Genomic DNA, 24,390 nt, shown 5'->3' with positions numbered 1-24,390 from the left:
ATGCTATGCTTTTTCTATTAACATTCTACTTTTTATGGCATCAAACTCAATTTCTGTACCATTTTCTAATTCAGCAACAAAAACCAACTCATTTGTTAAGGTTTCTGCTTTTATATAGTTTTCATTTGCAAGTACCGACTCTTCTAAATCAGCAGCTTTTAAGATGGTTAATTTTATTTTATCTGTTACTTCTAAACCAGTGTCTTTACGTGCATTTTGAATTCTATTAATCAATTCTCTTGCCACACCTTCTTTACGTAATTCTTCATTTATTGTAACATCTAAAGCAACGGTTAAACCTTCTGCGTTTGCTACCAACCAACCTTCAATATCTTTCGATGAAATTTCTACATCTGCGGTTTCTAAATTAATCATTTTATCATTAACCTGAACAGAAATAACACCTTCTTTTTCTATCTTGATGATATCCTCTTGCGTAAATTGCTGTATCTTACTAGCAATCAATTTCATATCTTTCCCAAACTTTGGCCCTAAAGCTTTAAAATTTGGTTTTATTTGTTTTACCAAAATACCTGAAGCATCATCTAACAACTCAATTTCTTTAACGTTTACTTCCGATTTTATTAAATCTGCAACTGCTAAAATTTCTTCTTTTTGAGTTGCATCTAAAACCGGAATCATTATTTTTTGTAATGGTTGACGTACTTTTATCTTTTCTTTAGCTCTTAACGATAAAACTAATGAAGATATTGTTTGTGCGTTTTCCATTTTACGTTCTAATGATTTATCAACTAAATCAGTATTGTATTTTGGAAATTCTGCCAAGTGCACACTATCAAAACTTTCAATATTTGTTGTACTAACTAAATCTTTATATAATTTATCCATAAAGAAAGGTGCTACTGGCGATGCCAATTTAGCAACTGTTAGCATACAAGTATATAAGGTTTGATACGCAGATATTTTATCTTGTGCATATTCGCCTTTCCAAAAACGTCTTCTACACAAACGCACATACCAGTTACTTAAATGATCTTGTACAAAATCAGAAATTGCTCTGGTTGCTTTCGTTGGTTCATAAGCGGCATAAAAAGCATCTACTTTTTCAACTAAAGTATTTAATTCTGATAAAATCCAACGATCAATTTCTGGTCTTTCATTTAAAGGAACCTCAGTTTCGCTGTAATTGAAATTATCTAAGTTTGCGTATAAGCTAAAGAATGAATATGTGTTGTAAAGTGTTCCAAAAAACTTTCTACTAACCTCGGTAATTCCGTCTAAATCGAATTTTAAATTGTCCCAAGGATTTGCGTTTGATATCATGTACCAACGCGTGGCATCAGGCCCGTATTTATCTAACGTTGTAAACGGATCTACTCCATTACCTAAACGCTTCGACATTTTTTGTCCGTTTTTATCTAACACCAATCCGTTAGACACTACATTTTTGTAGGCTTTATCATCAAAAACCATGGTTGCAATGGCGTGTAAGGTATAAAACCATCCACGAGTTTGATCTACTCCTTCAGCAATAAAATCGGCTGTTTTCCAACCTTTTTCTACCAATTCTTTATTTTCAAACGGGTAATGCCATTGTGCATACGGCATAGAGCCAGAATCAAACCAAACATCAATTAAGTCTGATTCACGTTGCATTGGTTGTCCTGAATCAGAAATTAACGTGATTTTATCAACTACATTTTTATGTAAATCAACGGTATCGTAATTTTCATCTGACATGTTTCCGATTTCAAAATCGGCAAAAATATCTTCTGTCATTACACCAGCAGCAACTGCCTTTTGCATTTCTTCTTTTAACTCAGCTACAGAACCCATTATTTTAGCTTCCTTACCATCTTCTGTTCTCCAAACTGGTAATGGAATTCCCCAAAAACGAGAACGTGATAAGTTCCAATCATTGGCATTTTTTAACCAATTACCAAAACGTCCTGTTCCTGTTGCTTCTGGTTTCCAATTAATTTCTTCGTTTAAAGAGTGCATGCGTTCTTTAACATCGGTTACTTTTATAAACCAAGAATCTAACGGATAATATAAAATAGGTTTATCAGTTCTCCAACAATGTGGATAACTGTGCACATATTTTTCTACCTTAAAGGCTTTATTTTCTTCTTTTAACTTAATAGCTATTTGAACATCTACTGATTTTTCTGGTGCTTCACCATCAGCATAATATTCGTTTTTAACATACATACCTGCAAACTCACCAACATCTTTGGTAAACTTACCTTGTAAATCAACTAAAGGTACTAAATTATCATTTGCATCTTTAACTAACATTGGTGGCACGCCTGCGTCTTTACAAACGATAGCATCATCAGCTCCAAAAGTTGGTGCTGTATGTACAATACCCGTACCGTCTTCAGTAGTAACAAAATCTCCTGGAATTACTCTAAAAGCTTCTTCTGGATTTTCATGTGGTAAAACATAAGGTAACAATTGTTCGTATTTTGTACCTACTAAATCAGCCCCTTTAAATTCTTCTGAAATGAAATATGTAATCTGCTTATCTTCAGCTTTATAAGATGCTAAATCTGCTTCATTTTCAACCACTTTAAATTTCTTACCTCCAAACTGTTTTCCTACTAAAGGTTTTCCTAAAATTACCTGCGTAGGTTCAAAAGTATATTGATTGAATGTTTTTACTAAAACATAATCAATTTTTGGCCCAACTGTTAAAGCGGTATTACTTGGTAATGTCCACGGAGTGGTTGTCCATGCTAAAATATGAACATCGCTTCCGTTTTGTAAAATACTTGGTAACGTTTCTGTTACTGCTTTAAACTGTGCTACCACAGTTGTATCTGTAACATCTTGATAAGCTCCTGGTTGATTTACCTCGTGAGAGCTTAAACCGGTACCTGCTTTTGGTGAATAAGGCTGAATAGTATAGCCTTTGTACATCAAATCTTTATTATAGATTTGTTTTAACAACCACCAAACGGTTTCCATATATTTTGGTTTATAGGTAACATATGGATCTTCCATGTCTACCCAATACCCCATTTTTTCGGTAAGTGAATTCCAAATATCAGTATATTTCATTACTGCTTTTTTACAAGCAATATTATATTCTTCTATCGTAATTTTTGTTCCGATATCTTCTTTGGTAATTCCTAATTCTTTTTCAACACCAAGTTCCACCGGTAAACCATGAGTGTCCCAACCAGCTTTACGCTTTACTTGAAAACCTTTTAAAGTTTTATAACGGCAAAAAATATCTTTAATGGTACGTCCCATTGCATGATGAATACCTGGTAAACCATTTGCCGAAGGAGGTCCTTCGAAAAAGATAAACGGTTTATTTTCATCACGCGTAGTTATACTTTTTTCAAAAATGTTGTTTTCTTTCCAATAGTTTAGGATTTCATCTGCAACATTTGGCAAGTTAAGCCCTTTGTATTCAGTAAACTTCGTACTCATTTTGTAATTGTATTAATTGAATTGGCGAAATTACGTATTTTCTTGTAATTGTAAGGTTTACCACATAAAAAAACACCTCATTAATGAAGTGTTTTATCTATTTTTGATATATAGAATAAAAAGTAACTTTAATTTTTACTTTTTTTAGGAAAAACTTTTAAAGCGTTATCGTATTTAGGCTCAAATAAAAAGTCTAATACCTTTTCAGACATTTTTCTTTTCTTCTTACCCTTAGATTTTTTATCGACAACTATATCTTCAACAGGTACCCCAATTATCTTTTTATACTCTTCTTGAGCGAATTCTAAAATAGGCTTCAGTTTCGCGTCAATTACATAACCTCCTAAATTAACAGGTTTATATGGCATCGTTTAATTGAGCTTTATATTTATTCAATAACGTTTTCGTAATTGCTATATTTGCTTTACTAGAGTCAATAGCTAAATAAATAAAGTATCCACCACTTGGCGCTATATTTATAATATGTATTTGACTAGTTAGGGTAATGGTGATGTCTTTAATTTCTTCATCTATTCCTAAAACCTCAATTGCACTTAATTTTGCTTTTACAACTTCTAAATTATAAGCAGAAGCTAAATTAACATCAAAACTACTGTCCGAACTGTCCGCTACTAATGTTTGTCCTGTCTCAATTTCAGTAACACTTAAAGCAACATAACCAGGAACATTTTTACTTATATTCTTTACTAGTTCGTTTAAAATTTCTGTCATTTTAATTGGTTTTTATTATTTATTTTATAAAATTTATCTTTTTTAAAGAAAGACTTATTAAACTTGTATTAATTGCACTATCAGATAAGACACACAAAACATGATCAGCGTCACATTTTGTTATATAAAAATGATGTTTTTCTGTTTTAATAATCATTTCTGTAAGTGGTTTTATTAACAACACTTCTGTGAAAAAATTATCTAACATATTAGACACCACCATTGTAACAGCAGAAAAATCTTCAGCCTTCTCATAATTAACATCGCTATAAGACTTAACAATCTCTCCATTTTTATCAATTAAAATTATAGCTTTAGATTTTGTCTTTTTATACAACTCTTCTAAGTTCATACTTTATATTAAATTTTATTGATTGGATAAAGTTAATTTTAAAGCGCAAATTTAAACAATACAACTTAAATAAAGCTTAAATAAAACTTAAATAAAACTCATCAAAAAAAATAGACAAGACGCCCCAACACAAAGCCTCAATTGATTGTTATAAATAATTAATAACATCTAAAAATTAAGCAAGTCCACGTTCTTTTTTTATTTGTTCGTAGGCTGCTTGAATGTTTTGAAATTTTTCTTTAGCGCCCTCTTTATGTTCCTCTCCTAAACCTTCTAATTTATCAGGGTGGTATTTTTTAGCCATTTTTCTGTAAGCCTTTTTTAACTCATCATTGGTAGCTGATTTTGTTATTTCTAACATCTTATAAGCACCATCAACTTCGTTATAAAACATAGCTTTTATTGATGAATAATCATACTCGTTGATATATAAATAGCTCGAAATTTTTCTAATTTCTTCTTCTTCAGACGCTGTTACTTGTCCGTCCGCCTTAGCTATTCCGAATAAAAAGTGTAACAGCTGCAAACGTGAAGAATGCGACATGTGTTGACGGATTTGCAAACACACCTGACGTGTAGAGATTTGCTTCTTAATAATTCCGTTAAATAATTTAAACGCATGATTAGCACGTTCTTTCCCATACATTTTTACAAAATGCATGCGCACATAATCTAACTCTCGCTGATCTATTTTTCCGTCAGCTTTTATTACTACAGAAGCTAAAATCAATAAGGTTATTTCAAAATCGCCAGAGGTAGCTCTTCCTCTTCGTTGTGGTTCTGACCGCCTTTGATATTCTTGCTGTTCTTTTGTAAAATCTTCTATCGAAACTCCATCTATAAAACTACCAACTGCAAACCCTATAATAGCACCTATTGGGCCACCCATTGTAAATCCTGCCCCGGCACCAAGCCATTTTGCAAATTTTCCCATTCTTAAATTTTAAAGCTGTAAATATACTATTAAGTCTTTACAAAAAGTAGCATTTGTTTTCGCTTGATTGTTGGTTTTAAATAAAGTATCTTTGCTTTAAATTATTTAATTAGAAATTATGTACCCAGAAGAATTAGTAAAACCAATGCGCGATCAGTTAATTGACGCAGGTTTTGACGCTTTATATACTGCTGAAGATGTTGACAATGCTTTAGCTAAAAAAGGAACAACATTAGTAATGGTAAACTCTGTTTGTGGTTGTGCAGCTGGTACTGCAAGACCAGGAGCAATCGCTTCTTTAGGAGCTGATAAAACGCCAACAAATTTAACAACTGTTTTTGCAGGTGTTGAAAAAGAATCTACTGCTAGAGCGAGAGAACACATGATTCCTTTTCCTCCATCGTCACCTGCTATTGCTTTATTTAAAGATGGTAATTTAGTACACATGTTAGAGCGTCATCATATTGAAGGACACTCTGCACAAGCTATTGCTCAAAATTTAGCAGGAGCTTACGATGAGTTTTGTGAATAATAATTCGCACTAAAAACAATAAAAAAATCCAGCAAATTTGCTGGTTTTTTTTTATACTTTTTTTATTACACTGGTAACAATCCCCCAGATAACAAAATTATTTTCTTCGGTAATTTTTATGATTGGATAGTCTGGATTTTCAGGCTGTAACCAAACTTCATCTTTTGTTACTCTTAAACGTTTTACCGTAAACTCTCCATCTAAAAAGCAAACAGCTATTTTGTTATTTTCTGGCGCTATACTTCTATCAATTACCAGTAAGTCATTATCATCTAAACCAGCACCAATCATAGATTGCCCACTAACTTTGGCAAAAAAGGTAGCTTCTTTATTACGAATTAACTCTTCATCTAACGAAATACGTGTTTCTCTAAAATCATCCGCAGGCGAAGGAAATCCGGCAGAAATACCTATATCTTTAAAAATTGTTCCCTCAACTTTTCCCATTTCTTTGGGCGAAAAAAAAGTTAATGTTTCTGATGTGTTCATAAATTTATTTTACCGTAATAATATCGTTAATATTAGTAGTGTACTTTGGCGACAATCGTTCTTGACGCATTTTCCAAGTTCGTTGTAAATCTTGATTTGCTAATTTAACCTTATCTGACTTAAAAGTCCGATTTATTTTATCAATAGCTTGCATTAACGGTTTATGCTTCGGATTTTCAGCAGCAAACATATTTATTTGATAATTATCCGACGGAACCAACCCTGTTACAATAACTCCTGCTCTTTTATATTTTACCCCTTTTTTAAAAATAGTTTTAACCGCTTCTACTGCACTTTTGCTAATAGTTAACGTTGAATTTGTTGGATATGAAAAAACTACCGTTCTGCTTGCCCTATGTTGCTCACTATTTTTTTTATGACGATCGCTATGTAAAGTTACCATAACCATATGGCAACTTGAGTTTTGCTTACGTAATTTTTCGGCACAACTTGATGCAAACGTAGAAATTCGCTCTTTTATATTATCGATATCTGAAAAAGTATATTCGAAACTTCGGGTCGTTGCAATTGCTTTTTTGGTTACCGGCTCGTCTAACAAAATTTTAGAATTTCCTTCTAAGTCTTTTTTCAATTTCCAAACCGTAATTGATAAATTTTTACGCACCCAATTATCATCTAACTGTGTAAAATCGTAGGCTTTTACACAACCTTTTGTTTTTAGTTTTTTTGCTAAACGGTTTCCTATTCCCCAAACATTTTCTATAGCTGTCCATTTTAACGCTTTTATTCTTTTATCTTCAGAATCGATGACATACACTCCTTTTGTTTCCTTCGGGTATTTACGCGCAATTTTGTTAGCTATTTTGGTTAATGCTTTGGTTGGTGCAACACCTACGCAAGTCGGAATTCCCGTCCATTGTAAAACTCTACTTCGTATTTGCGTTCCGTGTTCTTCTAAATTATAATTTTCAAAACCTTTAAATTGCAGGAAAGCTTCATCAATAGAATACACTTCAATATCTGGCGAAAACTCTTCCAATATTTTCATAACACGTGCACTCATATCGCCATATAACGGATAGTTAGAAGATAATACGGTTATATTATTATTCTTACAAAACTGATTCCATTTAAAAATTGGTGCACCAAACGGAAGTTGTAATTTTTTAGCTTCGTCGCTCATCGAAATTACACAACCATCGTTATTACTTAAAATAGCGACGGGTTTGTGTTGCAAATTCGGATTAAAAACCCGTTCGCAAGAGGCATAAAAATTATTACAATCTACCAATGCATACATAGTTGTAAAGGTAATACATATGTGGTTTTAGTTTTCTAAAAATTCTAAAATATCTGCAGGTTGACAATCCAATGCTTTACAAATTGCTTCTAAGGTTGAAAACCGAATCGCCTTGGCTTTTCCTGATTTTAAGATAGATAAATTTGCCGTAGTTATACCTACAATCTCTGCCAAGTCTTTGCTTTTCATCTTGCGTTTAGCAAGCATTACATCTAAATTTACAATTATTGGCATAGTTATATTGTTAAATCGTTTTCTTGTTTTATTTGATTTCCTTGTTTTAACACCTTACTAAATATCATTAAAAACAAACCAAAAACCACCATTAATAATGATAAGTATTTAGAATTTCCGCTGTAATAAATTAAATATTCAGTATTAATAAAAAATGCCGTGAAGTTTAAAAAGAAAGTTACGACGTTAGAGATAATTAGAAACTTCCCCGCTTTAAAAAGAAAAAGCGAAACTTTATTATTAAAATAATCCATTACATCTTTTAATAACATAACTCTAATCAAAAACGAAGAGCCGTAAATAAACAAGCCTGATGCTATAATTTTTATCAAAATCACTATTTTCAAAAAACTTGAAGGTGAATCTCCATCAAAATGCCCTAAATGCAAAACATCTTTTTCAAATAATAAAGCAAGTATTACTAAAAAATTATCCAGTATAAACCACAATAGAATTATCACAAATAACGATACTGCTATACTTTTAAGTGCTTTTATCTTTCTCATAATTTATATTGTTAAGTCGTTTTCTGATTGAATTTCAATCCCTCGTTTTACAATTTGTGCAAAAATGAAAATAACGATGGATAAGAAAACAAAATCACTTGAAAATAAATACATTTCAAATCCGTGTTTTTTTCCAATCAATTGCATATGTGTATTATGTACAATTGCTAAAATCCATAAATAAAAAATACCATAACTTATTTGTTGCATCAACTTTTGAACATCGTTATTAAATGGAAGCTTTATATTTAACTTTTTAAGCAATTTAATTACTAAAAATGCAATATAAGCCTCGGCTGCATAAAGCAATATTTTATAACCAATGATAAATGAATATTGTACGAAACTATACTCTCTATATTCAAAAAGATTCATGCCTTCATAAATATTTTTCGAAAATTCTGAATCATTAATACTTAACAAATAAGTTACTAAAATTGTTCCTGTTTTAATCATCAATCCGATAAATGCAAACCATGAAAAGAACTTCATAATTTTTAATATTCTTGCTGTTTTCATTTTATATTTTTTGTTTCTATATGTATGTTTAATAATTTAGGTTACATCAACCAGAACTTGTTTCAGGTTTTCATCACAACTATGATTTACTAAAAGAATGTGATTCTGAAATCATTTACACTACAAATATAATTAAATTATCGAAAAACAATAATTTTTTATTTTTATTTGATAATTAAAGATTTCTTATTTTTGCTGTATGACTAAAAAATTAAAGATTGACGGGATTGATAAAATCATTATCAAACGATTGGTTAATGATGCACGTACGCCTATTTTAAGTATTGCACGTGAGGTAGGAATTTCAGGCGCTGCCATACACCAACGTTTACGAAAATTAGATGCTTCTAATTTAATTGATGGTTACAAGATGGTATTAAACCCCAAAGCTTTAGGGTACAACACCACTGCCTTTGTTGGGGTGTTTTTAGATTCTTCTAGCATGTATTCATCAGCAATAAAACGCTTAAAAGAAATTCCAGAAATTGTTGAAAGCCATTATACCACTGGTAACTACGCTATTTTCATTAAGATACTGTGTAAAAACAACGAAGATTTAATGCATTTGTTAAATAAAGATATTCAAAACATAAAAGGAGTATCAAGAACCGAAACTTTTATATCTTTAGACCAACAAATAGATCGACAAATTAAAATTTAAAAACCCCGAATGAACGAATTTATTTTCTACTTTAAAATGGGCTTATTTCATGTGTTAGACATCAAAGCCTACGACCACATTTTATTTTTAATCGTATTAGCCGTTGTTTACCAATTTAAACAATGGACTAAAGTACTTTGGTTAATTACCTTATTTACTATTGGGCATTCTATAACCTTGGCTTTATCAGCTTACGGAATATTAAATATAAATGCCAATTTAATAGAATTTTTAATTCCGCTAACTATTTTTATTACTGGTTTAATGAATGTGTTGACCGCTAAAAAAGCATCTGTTGGTAAAGAAAATCAAAACTTATTTTTCGCGCTTTTCTTCGGATTAATTCACGGACTTGGATTTTCTAATTATTTTAAAATGATGATTGGTAAAAGTTCTGATAAGTTAATTCCGCTTTTAGAATTTGCCATTGGTGTAGAAGCTGCTCAAATTATTATCGTTTTATTAATCTTATTAGTAGGTACCTTAGTACAATCAATATTTGGTGTAAACCGTCGCGACTGGATTTTAATTATCTCATCAATCGTAATTGGGTTTGCCTTTCAGATGATGATGAACCGCGTTTTTTGGTAAAAAATTAACGCCTCAAGTTTTTAAAACTAATTATCTTAGCAACTCACATAATTTTTAATTTTGAACAAAAAACAATTAAAGTACGACAAGGCTTATTTAAAAATGGCGCAAGAATGGGGTAAACTATCACATTGCAAACGCAAACAAGTAGGCGCAATAATTGTTAAAGACCGTATGATTATTTCTGACGGATATAATGGTACGCCGTCTGGTTTTGAAAATTATTGTGAAGATGAAGAAGGTTATACAAAATGGTATGTTTTACATGCCGAAGCAAATGCTATCTTAAAAGTTGCCGCATCAACACAATCATGTGCCGGAGCTACTTTATACATTACTCTTTCACCTTGCCAACAATGCAGTAAACTAATACACCAATCAGGCATAAAACGGGTAGTTTATGCAGAAGCCTACAAAGATTCTTCTGGTATTGATTTTTTAGAAAAAGCAGGTGTTGAACTTACTTATTTACCTTATGAACAAGAATAATTTACCTATATATTTTTCAATTGCAGTTGTTTTTGGTATTCTTATCGGAACTTTTTTCAGTAACGGAAATACCGCTAATTTGATTAGCAAAAATTCATCTAACGAAAAAAAAATAAAACGACTCATTGATTATATTCAAAGTGATTATGTTGATAATGTAAATACTGATGATTTATTAGACGGAGCTATTAAAGAAATGTTAGACAAACTAGATCCGCACTCAGTATACATTCCTAAAGAAAACCTACAATTAGTTACCGAAAACATGCAAGGTAATTTTGTAGGTATTGGAGTTCAATTCCGCATGATTGGCGATACCATTACCGTTATTTCACCTATAAAAGGTGGCCCAAGTATTAAAGCAGGCATTAAAGCTGGTGATCGTATTTTACTTGCCGACAACGACACTTTATACAACAAAAAGCTACAAACTTCACAAATAATGAAAGCCTTAAAAGGCAAACCAAATACAAAGGTTGATGTACAAATTTATAGAAAAACAACTGATAGTATTTTTAATGTAACCATAAACAGAGGCAAAGTAAATATTAAAAGTGTTGATGTTGCTTATATGTTAAACGATAGTATTGGATACATAAAATTAAATCGTTTCGCTCGTAACTCTTATATTGAATTTAAAGCTTCTTTAGACGCTCTTAAAGAAACAGGAATGACCGATTTAGTACTTGATCTTCGTGGTAATGGTGGTGGCTTTATTGATATAGCCAATAGCATTGTTGATGAGTTTTTAGAAGATGATAAATTAATTGTATTCACTAAAAATAATAAAGGAGATGTTAATGAATCATTTGCTACCGAAAAAGGAGATTTTGAAAAAGGAGGCTTGTATGTTTTAATTGATGAAAACTCTGCTTCTGCCTCAGAGATTGTTGCGGGTGCTTTACAAGATAATGATAAAGGAATAATCATCGGTCGTCGTTCTTTTGGTAAAGGGTTAGTGCAACAAGAAATGGATTTAGGTGATGGCTCTGCCGTTCGCTTAACAACAGCTCGTTACTACACACCAACTGGTCGCTCTATTCAAAAACCATACGTAAAAGAAGATCCCTCTTCTATTTATGCAAGCGATATTAGAAATCGTTTTTCTAATGGAGAATTATTTAATAGAGATAGTATAAAAACCATTGATAGCTTAAAATTTACAACACCTAAAGGTAAAATTGTATATGGCGGTGGAGGTATTATTCCTGATTATTTTGTAGCCGTTGATACGGCAACCTACATACCAACCATATTTTTTAGACCTTTAAACGATTTTGCTTTTAATTACGTTGATACAAATCGTAAGAAACTTGCAAACACCTCAGTAGAAAACTTTATTAAAGAGTTTGATTTAAATAATGAAGTATTAACTAGTTTTTTAAAAAAATTAAAAAGCTACAAACTTTCATCAAAAACCAAAACACAGCTTAAAAAGAATTTAAAAACAATAATTGCTCGCGAACTTTTTAGCGATGAAGGTTTATACAAAGTAAATCAAATTGATGATAAAATGCTTCAAAAAGTATTTGAGCTAGAAAACACTTTATAAATACTCATTTTTGGGTATTTTTTTGATAGAAATACAATCATATATTTACGGTACTTTAAATAACCTAAAACTTTAAATATGATGAATTTGAAAAAATTACTTACGCTACTTGTAGTTTCTTTTTTTGTAGTTTCTTGTTCTAGCGACGATGATATTGCAGGAGATTTAGCAGGTGTACCAAAAGGAGAAATTGTTGAATTAGCCTTAAGAAACATAACCTTAACAGGGTCTGATGATTTAAACGCACCTAGAAATACAGATACCTCATCTCAAAAATGGTGGACGCATGTTATTTCATCTGCAACCATAAATCGTGAAGAATGTGGTGACGATAGCGAAATAAAAAATAGTGGCTATTTTGCTTTTTATCCTAACGGAGATTATTATGCTAAAACATCTAAAGGCGGAACAGCGATAAGACAGGGTTCTTGGAGCTGGACATCAAGTAGCAAAGATAAAATAACAGTTTCTACACAACTAGGTACAGCAAACTTTAGTGTAACATATTTAAATGACAATAATGTTGTTTATGCTTCTGTTCAATCTGAAGGAGGCTGTTCAGCAACAACGTATGAACAATTTAACGATCCTTTTTTCGAATAAAACTTTTTGTAAAGAACCTCGAAATTATATTTTAAAAGCTGAACAACATTAATGTTGTTCAGCTTTTTCATTTCAATTGTAAAACATTATTACGCTTATAAACTATGTTTTTTTTCTACTCTTTTTAATTTATAAACCTCAGTAATCGTTGGGTTTTCAGGACAAGATTTTATCAACTTAAACTCATCTCCTTTTTTTACAAAACCTGTTTGTATTATTTTAAAATATGTTCCTGGTAAATTTTGCTTCCAAAACTGCTTTACAATTTTCATATTATTAAAACGAATCCCCAGTTTTAAACAAGGCAATCGTGGTTTTGTAACTTCAACTATTGCCTCTCCTACTTTATAAGTATCTCCTACATGAATTTTTGACTCATCTAAATCATCAATTGTTAAGTTTTCACCAAACATACCAAGTTGCCAATCTAAATTTGGATACAACGTTTTCCAGTATTCGTAATGCTTTAAAGAATATGCATACACTGCTTGGTCAATTCCACCATGATTTTCTCTATCACACACAACATCTCCAACAACATCTTCTATCTCTAAAAAAACAGGTGTTTGTACTGAGTACTTAAAAATCCCAGTAACAATAATTTCACCTTTCCAATTAACATCTTTTCGACTACCAATATTCGTAGATACAATTTTCATTTATCTTTTTTTTACTTAAAAACTATAAAACAAGCACTTAAACTTATCTCAAGTACGCTTTTTACTTATTTTCACACACTCAAGAAATACTTTTTAATAAAAGAATAAACATAAGTTATATTTACAATAGTTAAAATAAAGTAGGGGGTTATTTTAACTAATTTTTATTAATAATGAACATACTATGGGGTAGTACTCATTATTAAAACGTTCAAAAAGAGGGAGCTATTAAAATATAATTCATTGAGGGGTGATTGTATTTTATATCTCCTTTTTTATGCCAAACAGAAAACGCTTATACTGTTTTTTCTTACACTTATACTTAAATTCACTTCACTTAAAGCTTCATTGCATTATATAATAAGATAGAACTTTACTTTTGAAAAAGTTAAATTTAAAACAATATTTTAAATTGTTTTTTTTACTAAAAGGTAGTAATTAACATCGCTAGCTTCGGGGGGGGATAGTATGTTTTTTACTGCTTTTTTATCTAAAAATAGGATTGTTTTTTATAAACTGATTTTTAAATCGTTCGCTAAACGGAACTTTATATTTCTTTTCTAATATTAATAAATTATCTTCAAAATAAATTTCTTTAATTTTCGTTAAGTTTACTAAATAATTCCTGTGAGTTTGTGTAAAACCTGTACTCCCTAATAATTCTTTTATTTTTGTTAGCGATAATTTTATTAAATAATCCCCTTCATCACAAATTAAACTACAATACTTTTCTTTAACTTCTACATAAATAATAGCTGCTGTATCTACTTTCATAATGCTTCGTTTCTTTTTTACAAACAAAAAAGACGGACTTACAATTGCATTTTTAGCACTTAAACTGATACTACTTGATTGTTCATGAAATTTTTCTAAAGCTAACTCTAACGAATACAATAATTCTAACTTATTAAATGGCTTTAATAAATATGTATAGGGTTTTGTAAGCTTAGCTTCATCAAAAATAACTTTGCTTTGCATGCTTGTTAAAAACAAAAAAGGGGCTTCTATATTTTGTTTATTTAAACGATGTGCTAACGAAATACCTTCTGGTTTTCCGTCAATCATAATATCAAGTAAAATGATATCGAAGAAACGATTTTTGATTTCTTTTTCAGCTTCAGCAGAGTTTTTAACTCGAATAACTTCATAACTATTATCTTCTAAAAGCTCAATAACTTCTATGGCCTCTTCGTCTAAATCCTCTAAAAGAAGTACTCGTAAATTATTCATTTTTTTATTTTTAAACTTTAACTAGCTTATAAGCTAATATTATTTACGCTAAAGGTAATAAAATAATGGCTGTTGTACTTACACCTTCTTGGCTTTCAAAAAATAAAGCTCCGTTGTTTTTTTTAATTAGTGTTTGACATAAAAGCAAACCTAATCCGATTCCTTTAGATCGGTTTATTTTATCGATAGATAAGTCTTTTAAAGCATTAATTTTTTGAAGTTTTTCTTCAGGTATTCCAATACCTGAATCTTTAATTTTAATACGTGCTTGAGTTTCTGAATGTTTTTCTGTTTTTACAGAGATACTTCCAGAACCATCCATATATTTTATCGAATTATCAATTAAATTCCGAATTACGATTTTCAACGATTCTTTGTCTACAAGCACAACTATATCACTTTCTAGATTAGTAGAAATCGAAATATTTTTTGCCTCCGCTAAATTCTCATAATCGAACAACACTTGCTCTATAACTGGTTGTAAGGCGTGTTTTTCTTCTGAAAAACTTAACATATTACTTTGTTCTAACGACCAATGTAATACATTATTTAGTAAATGACTCGTGCTTTCGGTAACTGCAATAGCCGATTTTGTAGCTTCTTTAATTGCTGGTAAATCGTTATTAGCAATATGCTTTGCTAATTTTTGATGCTGCCTTTTTATACTATTTATAGGCGAACGTAAATCGTGAGATACTACAGAAAATAAATAATCTTTTGTTTTATTAGCTGTATTTAAAGCCTCTTTTTGCTCGTTAATAAGTTTATTTTTACTTTTTAATTTTCTATAAAAAAAAGTCAATCCGCCTAAAAAAACTAACAAACCAGAAGCACCTAAAATTAACCCTTTTTGAACTACTCTTTGGCGTTTTATTTGCTCATCTTGTACTGCTATTTCTTGTTGTTTTTGTGCAACCGCTATTTTTTTATCTTTTTCAGTCAATTGCCAAATACGGTCTCTACTCCAAATAGAATCTTTCCATTTACCATATTCAATATAATAATCGACACTCTCTTTAAATTGTTTTCTATTTTTCTCTACTACAGCCATATTTTTAGCTGTATTTTGTTTTAACTCTAAATCTGAAAACACCTTTGATAAATCATAAGCTTCTTTAAATAATGGAATTGCTTTATCATCCAAATATTGATTGTAATAAACATTTGCAATATCTGTCTTAAATTTAATCACAGAACTTGTGTCGCTTGAATTTAGAAGTTTAAACTTTTCATCAAAAAAATATTTCGCTTTTTTATAATTTTTTTTATGGAGATAACATGATGCTAAATTATGTAGCATTGCTTTTTTATAAAGTGGACTAGCTAGAGTATCTAATATTATCCATTTTTCTATATTAGTTATCGCGTTATCATATTCTTTTAGCCTAAAATGAACCAAACCTAAAAGATATTCTTTTTGGGCATTTAATTTTTTATTATTTAATCTATTTACAGTTTGTAATGCATTTTTATATAAGCCTTTTTTATATGCACTAAAACTTCTTAAAAAAAGAAAAAAATCTTTACTTTCTTTATCTTTTACTACAGACAATGACTTCTCACTAAACACATAACATGAATCATATTCTTTATTTTCATAAAAAACATAAGTTTTACATGGAATCATACCTGTATACTTTTCACAAACCTGCTTTCCTTTTTCATCTAAAAAGGATTGCTTTTTAAATGTTTGTGAGAATAAACTATATGAAAAAAGAAATAGCAAATTAAAGAATATAAAAAATTTCATGCTTTTATTCTTTAGCTTTTCATTGTTGGAGCTGGGTCTTCAGGCATAGTAACAGTCCCCCTATCTGTCTCAGGGTCTTCATCTTCATCTCTTACTAAAGTTGCATCAGCAGAACTTCCATCATTTATTTGATACGTAAACTGCACATAATATAAATCATACACTGTTGCTTCTTCTTTACAATTAAACTCTACACGAAAATCTCTACATTGAATCGTATTTGAATTTCCGTTTTTATCCAGAACATTAACAGCTGTAATACCATAATAGTCTAAATAAATTAAATTCTCTTTTAAAGCTAAACCAGTTGTATTTTCTACTGGATCTAATGTATTACTGGGCAAGTAGGCTAATACAGTTAGCGTATATGGTGTGCTATTACCCCCTTCAACACCTGAAATGTTTACTAATGGTCCAGATGGTTTGTTTGCTGCGGGGATATTAGTGTCAAATTCTAAAAATTGCACTAAATTTAATGTTACTCCATTAATCGTTGTACTCATGTTGTTTATTTATTGGTTAGTGTGTTAAATCTACAATAAAAATAACTCTTCTTAAAGTCTTCTATTATAAAAATACTTTTTTACAATCAAAAAAAACTAATTAACTAATATCATAAAATAAAATTAGCTTGTATAAAACACTTACATCAAAAAATTTTGTAATACATCTGCAATTTTACGATTGTCAGATAATTGTGGAATTTTATTTTGCCCACCAAACTTACCTATCGATTTCATATATTCATGAAATCCTCCTTTTTTAACTCTTCTAATAATTAACGGTTGTAATATTTTACCTTCAATTAAATCGAAATAATATACATTCTGATTTTGCATAGAAGTATCAATTTTAGTAGCTAATTCTTCTAAATTTTCAGGTTCATTTTCAAACTCAATAAACCATTCGTGGTATGGCAACCCATTTTCTGGGTTTACTTGTGGTGCTACTGTAAACTCACTTACATTTATAGAAGTTCCTATAATTGCATCATTCAATGCTTTTTCTACCTCTTTACCAATAACATGTTCGCCAAAGGCGGATATAAAATGTTTTATTCTACCAGTAACTTTTATTCTGTACGGTTTTAATGAAGTAAACTCTACCGTATCGCCAATATTATACCCCCAAAGACCTGCCGAAGTATTTAAAATAATTACATAATTAACTCCTAATTGCACATCTTTTAAAGAAATACGAGTTGGATTTTCGTCAAAAAAATCAGTTGCAGGAATAAACTCATAAAAAATTCCTGAATTTAACTGCAATAACATTCCTTTTTCGGTTTGAGAATCTTGATAAGCGATAAATCCCTCAGAAGCTGGATACAACTCAACGTAGTCAATTTTCTTCCCTATTAAAGCTTCAAACTTGTTTTTATAAGGTTCAAAATTTACACCTCCGTACACGAAAAAATTAAAGTTTGGAAAAATTTCTGAAATGGTTTTACCTGTTTTATCAATCAATTTTTCGAAATACATTTGCACCCAAGATGGTATTCCGCTGATTACCGACATGTTTTCGTTAATAGTTTCTTCAACCACCTTATCAACCTTAGTATCCCAATCTTCAATACAATTGGTTTCCCAACTTGGTAAACGATTTTTTAATAGATAATTAGGCACATAATGTGCTGCTATTCCACTTAAACGCCCTAATTTAACTCCATTTACATCTTCTAAAACAGGACTTCCTTGTAAAAAAATCATTTTTCCATTTACAAAACTAGCATCATTTGTTTCTGCCACATAAAATAACAATGCATTTCTTGCCGCAGTTATATGCGTTGGCATCGATTCTTTAGTTATTGGAATATATTTTGCACCCGATGTAGTACCTGATGTTTTTGCAAAATACAATGGTTTACCTTTCCATAATACATTTTCTTCACCCGCTACAATTCTATCAACATATGACCTTAAACCCTCGTAGTCTTGTACTTTTACTCGCTTTTTAAAATCTTCATAATTATTAATAGATATAAAATCGTGATCTTTACCAAAAGCTGTTTTACATCCCTCAGAAACTAAATATTGAAATACTTTTTCTTGTGTTTTATGAGGATTATTAGCCCATTTATAAACTTGTTTTCGTACTTGTTTGGCAAATGGTATTGCCAGCATCGATTTAATACTCATTTTTAGCTATTTTAGAATCAAAAAAATTTGATGCATTTTATTATTGAAAATCTATATAATCAGTAGGATTAACAGGAAATCCATTGTTCCATAATTCAAAATGTAAATGTGGTCCTGTTGTTAACTCACCTGTAGAGCCAACGTTTGCAATTGCTTCGCCCGACTTTACAATATCTCCTTGTTGCTTTAATAAAGTTCCGTTGTGTTTATATACCGATATAAATTCATTAGGGTGTTGTATCGTAATTACATACCCTGTTTCAGCTGTCCATTCAGCTAAAATTACAGTACCGTCAGCAATTGTTTTTACAGGTGTACCGGTTTGAGCAACAATATCGAGTGCATAGTGTTTTTCATTCATATTAAAACCTTGTGAAAGGCTTCCTGTTAAAGGCGAAAAGAAAACTATTTTAGCCCTCCCTTCAGCTCCTTCTAACAGCGGATATCTATCTTTGCCTTCTACTTTTGCTCTAAATAATGAATCTTGCTTTGTGGCTAATAATTTACTCTCGTTAATTGAAGTACTTTGAACTTCTGTTTTTATAGAATCTATTTTATCTGGGGCAATGTCACCTGTTAAAACAGGCTTTAAAGCTTGGGTAAAACGCTCCATAACCGCCAATCTTGTTTTTAAAGAATCAGCTTCATATACCAATCGGGTTGCTTTCTTTTTTAAAGAGGTTGATGAATATCCCGGTATATATTCTCTTAAGCCTGTAAATGCTATTAATAAAGAAGTTAGCACGATGAGGAGTATAGAAAACAATCCGCCAAAAACAAATACGTTTAAGCGTGATAATTTTAAAGAAAACTTTTCTTGAAAAGTAGCTTCATTTAAAATTACTAATCGATATTTGTCAACAAGTTTTTGTTTAAACTTACGTTTTTTATGAATTTTTGTCACGTGTATACTAATTTGGATTTCAAATATACAACGAAAAATTTTCGCAACTATTTTTTATAAAAGTTCATTTCGTCTATATAATGCCAAACTTTTGTTGAGAGTAATGGCTGAATGTTTTTTTGTGCTTTAATTCCATTACGAATCATGGTTGATGATATTTGCACAATTGGTGCAGCAACTCGATGTATTTTTTCGTGATTTTTAAATTGATTTTCTACAATTCCTTCTGACACTCTTGGGTATACATATATGCTGTAATCATCTAAAATAGCTTCATAATTTTTCCACTTATGAAAACTCTTTAAATTATCTTCTCCCATAATTAAACTAAAATTATACTTCGGATATTTTTCTGATATATGTGCTAAAGTGTTTATTGTGTAATTTGGTTGTGGTAAATTAAACTCAATGTCAGACGGTTTAATTTTATCGTAGTTTTTTGTTGCCAAATACACCATTTCTAACCGATGATGATTATCTAACAAAGAAGTTTTATTTTTAAACGGATTGTGTGGCGTAACAACCATCCAAATTTCATCTAAATCAGAATTTTCAACCATCTGATTGGCTATTATTAAATGACCAACATGAATAGGATTAAAAGTACCAAAATACAATCCGATTTTTTTCATAATTAAAACTTCTTTTATTCTTAACCTTACTTAATCTAAGTTTAAAAATTCGCTAACCAAATTTTCAGTTTCTTGTAAAGCTACTTGCAAATCGTAGTTTTTAATAATTTTATCAAACTGCGGAGCCGTAGCCAATTCTACCGACGCTTTTGCAATACGCATGTTAATTTTATCTTCGCTTTCGGTGCTTCTTTTCTTTAAGCGTATTTTAAGCTCATCAACACTTGGTGGCTTTACAAAAACTGCCAAAGTTTCTTCTGGAAATTTCCTTTTTATACGTAATCCACCAACCACGTCAATATCAAAAATAACGTGTTTTCCTAAAGCCCAAATACGTTCAACTTCTGTTTTTAGAGTTCCGTAAAAATTATCACGATACACCTCTTCCCACTCTAAAAACTCATCCGCTTTAATTTTTTTCTTAAAATCATCTGCCGAAATAAAGTAGTAGTCTTTTCCGTTTACTTCTTCCCCTCTTGCAGCTCTTGAAGTTGCTGAAATAGAAAATTCTAAATTAAACTTTTCTTGCTTTAATAAGTGGCGAACAATGGTTGTTTTCCCTGATCCTGAGGGAGCAGAAAACACAAATAATTTTCCTTTAAAATCTTCAGACATTCTATAAAACGTTTAAAATTTGTTCTTTTATCTTTTCTAATTCGTCTTTCATTTGGATTACTATTTTTTGCATTGGTGCAAAATTAGCTTTAGATCCTGTAGTATTTATTTCTCTACCTATTTCTTGAACGATAAATCCTAATTTTTTTCCGTTAGAATCAGCTGTATCTAATTGTTCTAAAAAGTATACTAAGTGATTTGCTAAACGGACTTTTTCTTCGTTAATATCTAACTTTTCTAAGTAATAAATTAACTCTTGTTCAAATCGGTTTTCGTCTACCTCAACTTTTAATTCTGTTAAAGCTTTTTGCAAACGTTTTTTTACGTTTTCAACTCTTTCTCCGTCAAGAACTCTAACTTCTTTTAAAGCTGCTTGAATATTTGCTATTCTTTCTTTAAAATCTATTTCTAAAGATTTTGCTTCATCGGTTCTATAAGCTACTATTTCTTTTAAAGCTTCGTCAATATGAATATCTATTTGAGCCCATTCGTTTTCATCTAATTCCTCACGCTCAGTTTTTAAAGCATCTGGCATTTTTATTGCCATCTTTAAAAGTTCTACATCATTATCAGAACCTGTAAAAAGTGTATTTTTTAATTGCTGAACATACTCTAAAACAACATTTTTATTAACCTTTGTAGAAGTTTCTTCTGCAGTCGTTTCTATCCAAATAGAAAAATCTATTTTACCTCTTACCAAGTTACTAGCTAGCTTTTTACGAACCGCTAATTCTTTTTCTTTATAATAAGATGGTATTCTTGTATTTAAGTCTAAATTTTTACTGTTAAGCGACTTAATTTCAATGGTTACTTTTTTAGATGGTAAATGTAATACGGATTTACCGTAACCCGTCATAGACTGTATCATATCCTCATTTTAATAAAGCGCAAAGATACATTTATTTATTTTTAGTAGCCACTTGCTTGGTAACCAAAAACACACCTAAAAAGATCAATAATGTTGCTGCTATTTTTATGGCATTTAAGCTATCACTACCTACAAATAAAGCATATATAGATGCGATAACAGGTTGCAAATAAATAAAAACGCTCACAGTTGTTGGTTTTAATCTTGAAAGCGCAAATAGATTAAATAGATAGGTGATACATGTAGTAAACAATACTACAAATGCTGCTTTTAAATAAATTGATATTGGCATTAAATGCCATTGAACTTCTACTAATTCTGATAATCCGAAAGGAACAACGAATAAAAAACCAAATAAATACAACCATTTTACAAATACTATTGGATTGTATTTTGCTATTAATTTTTTAACTTGTACTAAATACATGGCATACGAAGCTGCGTTTACAAATACTAACAAGTTTCCTAGCATTACATTTTCTGCATTTGTAGTTGACGAACTTCCATAAATTATTAAAACAATGGCCCCTATTAATCCTATAACAATACCAATAATTTTTCTTAAAATCAGTTTTTCTTTTAAAAGAATACTTGCAAAAATTAGTACTAAAATAGGCGCTGTAACCATTATTACCGAAGCGCTAATTGGTGTTGTATAACTTAAACCTTTAAAAAAGGTAAGCATATTTAACCCCACCCCAAAAAAAGCTGCTATTATAATTTTTTTATAATCTGCCTTTTCTATAGATGCTGCTTTTACAAAAAGACCTAATATCCAAAAAACAATTGCCGCTCCACCCACTCTCAGTAATATAAATCCAAATGGTTTTATATACATAGGCATTACTTCTTTGGCAACTGTAAAAGTTACTCCATAAATAAGTGTTGCTATTGATGTAGCAATTAAAGCTAGCGTTCTTTGATTCATTTTACTCTTTTAATTAAAGCGCAAAGATGAAGAATAATGTTGAACTTTAATCAAAAAAAAGCACTGCAAATGCAGTACTTTTTTTACTAAATAGTATACTATTTTAATTAATCTACCAAAGGCGGAACTCTTAATAATTGCCCTGGATAAATTTTATCTGGATGTGATAACATTGGCTTGTTTGCCTCAAAAATCACAGGATATTTCATCGCATCTCCATAAAATTCTTTTGCTATTTTACCTAAAGTATCTCCGCTAACTACTGTATGAAATTGTGCCATTGCTGCAACTTCAATTTCTTCAACCTCAGCAACAGTCATATTATCTTCTACAGATGCAATACCGTTTGTATTACCTACTACTAAAACAACCTTTTCTTTTGTCGCTAAATCTACTGCTTCACCTGAAACTGTAGCTTTATCATCATCAATTGTTATTGCTAAATCTGCCACCGATAATTCAAGCGTATTTACAGCGTTTACTAATTTAGCTGATTTTTCAGCTGCTTCTTCAGCTGTAGTTTTACCAACACCAAACACTTTGGCTCCAGCATCTTTAATAAATGAAAAAATTCCCATTCCTTTTTAATTTTTTGTTGATTAATAATATTGTTTACTGATTACTAATATACAATTTTTATACCACGTTTAAATTTTTATTAATTTAATTTTAGATTAAAGATATCATTTACTCTTCAAAAGAGTTCCAACCTTGAGCTTTTAATTCCATTTCTTGATTTGCTCTAGTTACCAAATTCATTCCTTGATTTTCTTCAACCATGTGCCCGATAATAGATAAATGCGGATTTGCCTTTATCTTATCAAAATCGGCAATTGGTACGGTAAATAACAACTCATAATCTTCACCACCACTTAAAGCAATCATCGTACTATCCATATTAAATTCTTCTGAAGTAGCTATCACTTGTGGATCTAATGGTAATTTTTCTTCATAAATTTTACAACCTAACTTACTTTGTGAGCATATATGCATAATTTCAGATGATAATCCATCTGAAATATCAATCATTGAAGTAGGTTTCACCTCTAATTCTTTTAATAATTCGGTAACATCTTTACGTGCTTCTGGCTTTAATTGACGCTCTATCAAATAAGTATAAGCATCTAAATCTGGTTGATTTTTAGGATCTACCTGAAACACCTGTTTTTCTCTTTCTAAAACTTGTAAACCAAGATAAGCTGCTCCTAGATCTCCCGAAACAACAATTAAATCAGTTGCTTTTGCCCCGTTTCTATACACAACATCCTCTTTCTTTGCCTTACCTATCGCGGTAACAGAAATTAACATTCCCTTAGTTGATGATGTTGTATCTCCTCCTATCAAATCAACCTTATAAGTATCACATGCTAATTGAATACCTGCATACAACTCCTCTAAAGCTTCTAACGGAAATCTATTTGAAACTGCTATTGATACCGTAATTTGCTCAGCAGCACCATTCATTGCATACACATCCGATAAATTTACCATTACAGCTTTATATCCCAAATGTTTTAAAGGCATATAACTTAAATCAAAATGCACACCTTCTATTAACAAATCAGTCGTTATTAATAGCTCTTTATCTGACGAACTTATAACGGCAGCATCATCTCCAATTCCTTTTTGAGTTGAACTGCAATATATTTTAAAATGTTCTGTTAAATGATTTATTAAGCCAAACTCTCCCAATTTAGCTAATGAAGTTCTTTCTTGATTTTTATTTGCTAACATGCTGCAAAGATAACAACAAGTAGCTAAAAAATAGTATAAATAACTAACTCTAACTGAAATAAACATAGGGTTTAA

Annotated in this window: 28 protein-coding genes; 6 read left to right on the top strand and 22 right to left on the bottom strand. The window is 30.6% G+C overall.

The genetic code is table 11. The features are described from left to right. Positions 1-3: 3 nt before the first annotated feature. The 5 genes from ileS to BA195_RS03950 all read right to left on the bottom strand — a co-directional run bounded on the left by ileS (position 4) and on the right by BA195_RS03950 (position 5,420). Positions 4-3,402 carry an isoleucine--tRNA ligase gene (gene ileS, locus BA195_RS03970; protein ID WP_068702668.1) on the bottom strand — a complete coding sequence of 1,133 codons (3,399 nt, stop codon included), beginning with the start codon at positions 3,400-3,402 and terminating at the stop codon, positions 4-6. 128 nt (positions 3,403-3,530) lie between these two features. After that, complete coding sequence (locus BA195_RS03965; protein WP_068702666.1) at positions 3,531-3,770, bottom strand: hypothetical protein; 240 nt, start codon at positions 3,768-3,770, stop codon at positions 3,531-3,533. Then, positions 3,760-4,134: a hypothetical protein gene (locus tag BA195_RS03960; protein ID WP_068702664.1), complete on the bottom strand. Its 375-nt coding sequence runs from the start codon at positions 4,132-4,134 to the stop codon at positions 3,760-3,762. Before BA195_RS03960 ends, BA195_RS03965 begins: the two co-directional genes overlap by 11 nt. 19 nt (positions 4,135-4,153) lie before the next feature. Then, entirely contained in the window at positions 4,154-4,486 is a 333-nt protein-coding gene (locus BA195_RS03955; RefSeq protein WP_068702662.1) for a roadblock/LC7 domain-containing protein, read from the bottom strand. Positions 4,487-4,661: 175 nt separating this feature from the next. Further along, positions 4,662-5,420 carry a TerB family tellurite resistance protein gene (locus BA195_RS03950; protein WP_068702660.1) on the bottom strand — a complete coding sequence of 253 codons (759 nt, stop codon included), beginning with the start codon at positions 5,418-5,420 and terminating at the stop codon, positions 4,662-4,664. Positions 5,421-5,538: 118 nt separating this feature from the next. Here BA195_RS03950 and BA195_RS03945 point away from each other — a divergent pair, with 118 nt between their 5' ends. Continuing rightward, a complete protein-coding gene (locus tag BA195_RS03945; protein WP_068702657.1) occupies positions 5,539-5,952 on the top strand; it encodes a BrxA/BrxB family bacilliredoxin in 414 nt (137 codons plus the stop codon). 51 nt (positions 5,953-6,003) lie between these two features. Here the strand turns inward: BA195_RS03945 and BA195_RS03940 are convergent, their stop codons facing one another. The 5 genes from BA195_RS03940 to BA195_RS03920 are packed head-to-tail and all read right to left on the bottom strand — an operon-like array spanning position 6,004 to position 8,961. After that, a complete protein-coding gene (locus tag BA195_RS03940) occupies positions 6,004-6,441 on the bottom strand; it encodes a LexA family protein (protein ID WP_068702655.1) in 438 nt (145 codons plus the stop codon). A gap of 4 nt (positions 6,442-6,445) precedes the next feature. Next, positions 6,446-7,702, bottom strand: coding sequence for a Y-family DNA polymerase (locus tag BA195_RS03935; protein WP_068702653.1), 1,257 nt, complete (start codon positions 7,700-7,702; stop codon positions 6,446-6,448). A gap of 27 nt (positions 7,703-7,729) precedes the next feature. Beyond that, positions 7,730-7,936 (bottom strand): helix-turn-helix domain-containing protein, encoded by a 207-nt coding sequence (locus tag BA195_RS03930; RefSeq protein ID WP_068702651.1) that lies wholly within the window; start codon positions 7,934-7,936, stop codon positions 7,730-7,732. A 2-nt stretch (positions 7,937-7,938) separates the two neighbouring features. Next, the gene (locus tag BA195_RS03925; RefSeq protein ID WP_068702649.1) at positions 7,939-8,442 is read right to left on the bottom strand and encodes a DUF2975 domain-containing protein; all 504 of its coding nucleotides are present in this window, start codon (positions 8,440-8,442) and stop codon (positions 7,939-7,941) included. 3 nt (positions 8,443-8,445) lie between these two features. Further along, positions 8,446-8,961 carry a DUF2975 domain-containing protein gene (locus BA195_RS03920; protein WP_084443050.1) on the bottom strand — a complete coding sequence of 172 codons (516 nt, stop codon included), beginning with the start codon at positions 8,959-8,961 and terminating at the stop codon, positions 8,446-8,448. Positions 8,962-9,160: 199 nt separating this feature from the next. Between BA195_RS03920 and BA195_RS03915 the strand changes: the two genes are divergently transcribed. The 5 genes from BA195_RS03915 (at position 9,161) to BA195_RS03895 (ending at position 12,857) form a co-directional block, all read left to right on the top strand. After that, positions 9,161-9,622: an Lrp/AsnC ligand binding domain-containing protein gene (locus BA195_RS03915; RefSeq protein ID WP_068702646.1), complete on the top strand. Its 462-nt coding sequence runs from the start codon at positions 9,161-9,163 to the stop codon at positions 9,620-9,622. Between the two features lie 9 nt (positions 9,623-9,631). After that, positions 9,632-10,213 carry a HupE/UreJ family protein gene (locus tag BA195_RS03910; RefSeq protein ID WP_068702644.1) on the top strand — a complete coding sequence of 194 codons (582 nt, stop codon included), beginning with the start codon at positions 9,632-9,634 and terminating at the stop codon, positions 10,211-10,213. Between the two features lie 57 nt (positions 10,214-10,270). After that, entirely contained in the window at positions 10,271-10,702 is a 432-nt protein-coding gene (locus BA195_RS03905; protein ID WP_084443048.1) for a deoxycytidylate deaminase, read from the top strand. Beyond that, positions 10,689-12,254 carry a S41 family peptidase gene (locus BA195_RS03900; RefSeq protein ID WP_068702642.1) on the top strand — a complete coding sequence of 522 codons (1,566 nt, stop codon included), beginning with the start codon at positions 10,689-10,691 and terminating at the stop codon, positions 12,252-12,254. Before BA195_RS03905 ends, BA195_RS03900 begins: the two co-directional genes overlap by 14 nt. Before the next feature lie 78 nt (positions 12,255-12,332). Then, positions 12,333-12,857, top strand: coding sequence for a hypothetical protein (locus tag BA195_RS03895; RefSeq protein ID WP_141677645.1), 525 nt, complete (start codon positions 12,333-12,335; stop codon positions 12,855-12,857). A gap of 95 nt (positions 12,858-12,952) precedes the next feature. Here BA195_RS03895 and BA195_RS03890 read toward each other — a convergent pair whose 3' ends face one another. From BA195_RS03890 to thiL, 12 genes are all read right to left on the bottom strand, one after another. Beyond that, complete coding sequence (locus tag BA195_RS03890) at positions 12,953-13,516, bottom strand: MOSC domain-containing protein (RefSeq protein ID WP_068702638.1); 564 nt, start codon at positions 13,514-13,516, stop codon at positions 12,953-12,955. Positions 13,517-14,002: 486 nt separating this feature from the next. Further along, positions 14,003-14,746, bottom strand: coding sequence for a LytR/AlgR family response regulator transcription factor (locus BA195_RS03885; RefSeq protein WP_068702636.1), 744 nt, complete (start codon positions 14,744-14,746; stop codon positions 14,003-14,005). A 43-nt stretch (positions 14,747-14,789) separates the two neighbouring features. Further along, positions 14,790-16,496, bottom strand: coding sequence for a tetratricopeptide repeat-containing sensor histidine kinase (locus tag BA195_RS03880; RefSeq protein ID WP_084443046.1), 1,707 nt, complete (start codon positions 16,494-16,496; stop codon positions 14,790-14,792). An 11-nt stretch (positions 16,497-16,507) separates the two neighbouring features. Continuing rightward, the gene (locus BA195_RS03875; protein WP_068702631.1) at positions 16,508-16,999 is read right to left on the bottom strand and encodes a hypothetical protein; all 492 of its coding nucleotides are present in this window, start codon (positions 16,997-16,999) and stop codon (positions 16,508-16,510) included. Between the two features lie 141 nt (positions 17,000-17,140). Further along, on the bottom strand, positions 17,141-18,634 hold the full coding sequence (locus tag BA195_RS03870; protein ID WP_068702629.1) for a GH3 family acyl-acid amido synthetase: 1,494 nt from the start codon (positions 18,632-18,634) through the stop codon (positions 17,141-17,143). 40 nt (positions 18,635-18,674) lie between these two features. Beyond that, on the bottom strand, positions 18,675-19,538 hold the full coding sequence (locus BA195_RS03865; RefSeq protein ID WP_068702626.1) for a M23 family metallopeptidase: 864 nt from the start codon (positions 19,536-19,538) through the stop codon (positions 18,675-18,677). Positions 19,539-19,585: 47 nt separating this feature from the next. Then, positions 19,586-20,170 carry a nicotinate (nicotinamide) nucleotide adenylyltransferase gene (gene nadD, locus BA195_RS03860; RefSeq protein WP_068702624.1) on the bottom strand — a complete coding sequence of 195 codons (585 nt, stop codon included), beginning with the start codon at positions 20,168-20,170 and terminating at the stop codon, positions 19,586-19,588. Between the two features lie 30 nt (positions 20,171-20,200). Beyond that, the gene (gmk, locus tag BA195_RS03855; protein ID WP_068702621.1) at positions 20,201-20,785 is read right to left on the bottom strand and encodes a guanylate kinase; all 585 of its coding nucleotides are present in this window, start codon (positions 20,783-20,785) and stop codon (positions 20,201-20,203) included. Position 20,786: 1 nt separating this feature from the next. Beyond that, on the bottom strand, positions 20,787-21,653 hold the full coding sequence (locus BA195_RS03850; protein WP_245662313.1) for a YicC/YloC family endoribonuclease: 867 nt from the start codon (positions 21,651-21,653) through the stop codon (positions 20,787-20,789). Positions 21,654-21,684: 31 nt separating this feature from the next. Then, entirely contained in the window at positions 21,685-22,581 is an 897-nt protein-coding gene (locus BA195_RS03845; protein ID WP_068702617.1) for a DMT family transporter, read from the bottom strand. 107 nt (positions 22,582-22,688) lie between these two features. Then, entirely contained in the window at positions 22,689-23,159 is a 471-nt protein-coding gene (lysM, locus tag BA195_RS03840) for a peptidoglycan-binding protein LysM (RefSeq protein ID WP_068702615.1), read from the bottom strand. 109 nt (positions 23,160-23,268) lie between these two features. After that, positions 23,269-24,315, bottom strand: coding sequence for a thiamine-phosphate kinase (thiL, locus tag BA195_RS03835; RefSeq protein ID WP_068702613.1), 1,047 nt, complete (start codon positions 24,313-24,315; stop codon positions 23,269-23,271). Between the last annotated feature and the right edge of the window lie 75 nt (positions 24,316-24,390).

Source organism: Tenacibaculum soleae (assembly GCF_001693415.1).
Taxonomy (GTDB): Bacteria; Bacteroidota; Bacteroidia; order Flavobacteriales; family Flavobacteriaceae; genus Polaribacter; species Polaribacter soleae.
This window is presented reverse-complemented; position numbering and strand designations above follow the sequence as displayed.

Bases quoted from the DNA above. Each gene is read 5' to 3' on its own strand.
- ileS (WP_068702668.1), bottom strand. From the start codon at position 3,402: ATGAGTACGAAGTTTACTGAATACAAAGGGCTTAACTTGCCAAATGTT.
- BA195_RS03965 (WP_068702666.1), bottom strand. From the start codon at position 3,770: ATGCCATATAAACCTGTTAATTTAGGAGGTTATGTAATTGACGCGAAA.
- BA195_RS03960 (WP_068702664.1), bottom strand. From the start codon at position 4,134: ATGACAGAAATTTTAAACGAACTAGTAAAGAATATAAGTAAAAATGTT.
- BA195_RS03955 (WP_068702662.1), bottom strand. From the start codon at position 4,486: ATGAACTTAGAAGAGTTGTATAAAAAGACAAAATCTAAAGCTATAATT.
- BA195_RS03950 (WP_068702660.1), bottom strand. From the start codon at position 5,420: ATGGGAAAATTTGCAAAATGGCTTGGTGCCGGGGCAGGATTTACAATG.
- BA195_RS03945 (WP_068702657.1), top strand. From the start codon at position 5,539: ATGTACCCAGAAGAATTAGTAAAACCAATGCGCGATCAGTTAATTGAC.
- BA195_RS03940 (WP_068702655.1), bottom strand. From the start codon at position 6,441: ATGAACACATCAGAAACATTAACTTTTTTTTCGCCCAAAGAAATGGGA.
- BA195_RS03935 (WP_068702653.1), bottom strand. From the start codon at position 7,702: ATGTATGCATTGGTAGATTGTAATAATTTTTATGCCTCTTGCGAACGG.
- BA195_RS03930 (WP_068702651.1), bottom strand. From the start codon at position 7,936: ATGCCAATAATTGTAAATTTAGATGTAATGCTTGCTAAACGCAAGATG.
- BA195_RS03925 (WP_068702649.1), bottom strand. From the start codon at position 8,442: ATGAGAAAGATAAAAGCACTTAAAAGTATAGCAGTATCGTTATTTGTG.
- BA195_RS03920 (WP_084443050.1), bottom strand. From the start codon at position 8,961: ATGAAAACAGCAAGAATATTAAAAATTATGAAGTTCTTTTCATGGTTT.
- BA195_RS03915 (WP_068702646.1), top strand. From the start codon at position 9,161: ATGACTAAAAAATTAAAGATTGACGGGATTGATAAAATCATTATCAAA.
- BA195_RS03910 (WP_068702644.1), top strand. From the start codon at position 9,632: ATGAACGAATTTATTTTCTACTTTAAAATGGGCTTATTTCATGTGTTA.
- BA195_RS03900 (WP_068702642.1), top strand. From the start codon at position 10,689: ATGAACAAGAATAATTTACCTATATATTTTTCAATTGCAGTTGTTTTT.
- BA195_RS03895 (WP_141677645.1), top strand. From the start codon at position 12,333: ATGATGAATTTGAAAAAATTACTTACGCTACTTGTAGTTTCTTTTTTT.
- BA195_RS03890 (WP_068702638.1), bottom strand. From the start codon at position 13,516: ATGAAAATTGTATCTACGAATATTGGTAGTCGAAAAGATGTTAATTGG.
- BA195_RS03885 (WP_068702636.1), bottom strand. From the start codon at position 14,746: ATGAATAATTTACGAGTACTTCTTTTAGAGGATTTAGACGAAGAGGCC.
- BA195_RS03880 (WP_084443046.1), bottom strand. From the start codon at position 16,496: ATGAAATTTTTTATATTCTTTAATTTGCTATTTCTTTTTTCATATAGT.
- BA195_RS03875 (WP_068702631.1), bottom strand. From the start codon at position 16,999: ATGAGTACAACGATTAATGGAGTAACATTAAATTTAGTGCAATTTTTA.
- BA195_RS03870 (WP_068702629.1), bottom strand. From the start codon at position 18,634: ATGAGTATTAAATCGATGCTGGCAATACCATTTGCCAAACAAGTACGA.
- nadD (WP_068702624.1), bottom strand. From the start codon at position 20,170: ATGAAAAAAATCGGATTGTATTTTGGTACTTTTAATCCTATTCATGTT.
- gmk (WP_068702621.1), bottom strand. From the start codon at position 20,785: ATGTCTGAAGATTTTAAAGGAAAATTATTTGTGTTTTCTGCTCCCTCA.
- BA195_RS03850 (WP_245662313.1), bottom strand. From the start codon at position 21,653: ATGATACAGTCTATGACGGGTTACGGTAAATCCGTATTACATTTACCA.
- BA195_RS03845 (WP_068702617.1), bottom strand. From the start codon at position 22,581: ATGAATCAAAGAACGCTAGCTTTAATTGCTACATCAATAGCAACACTT.
- lysM (WP_068702615.1), bottom strand. From the start codon at position 23,159: ATGGGAATTTTTTCATTTATTAAAGATGCTGGAGCCAAAGTGTTTGGT.
- thiL (WP_068702613.1), bottom strand. From the start codon at position 24,315: ATGTTAGCAAATAAAAATCAAGAAAGAACTTCATTAGCTAAATTGGGA.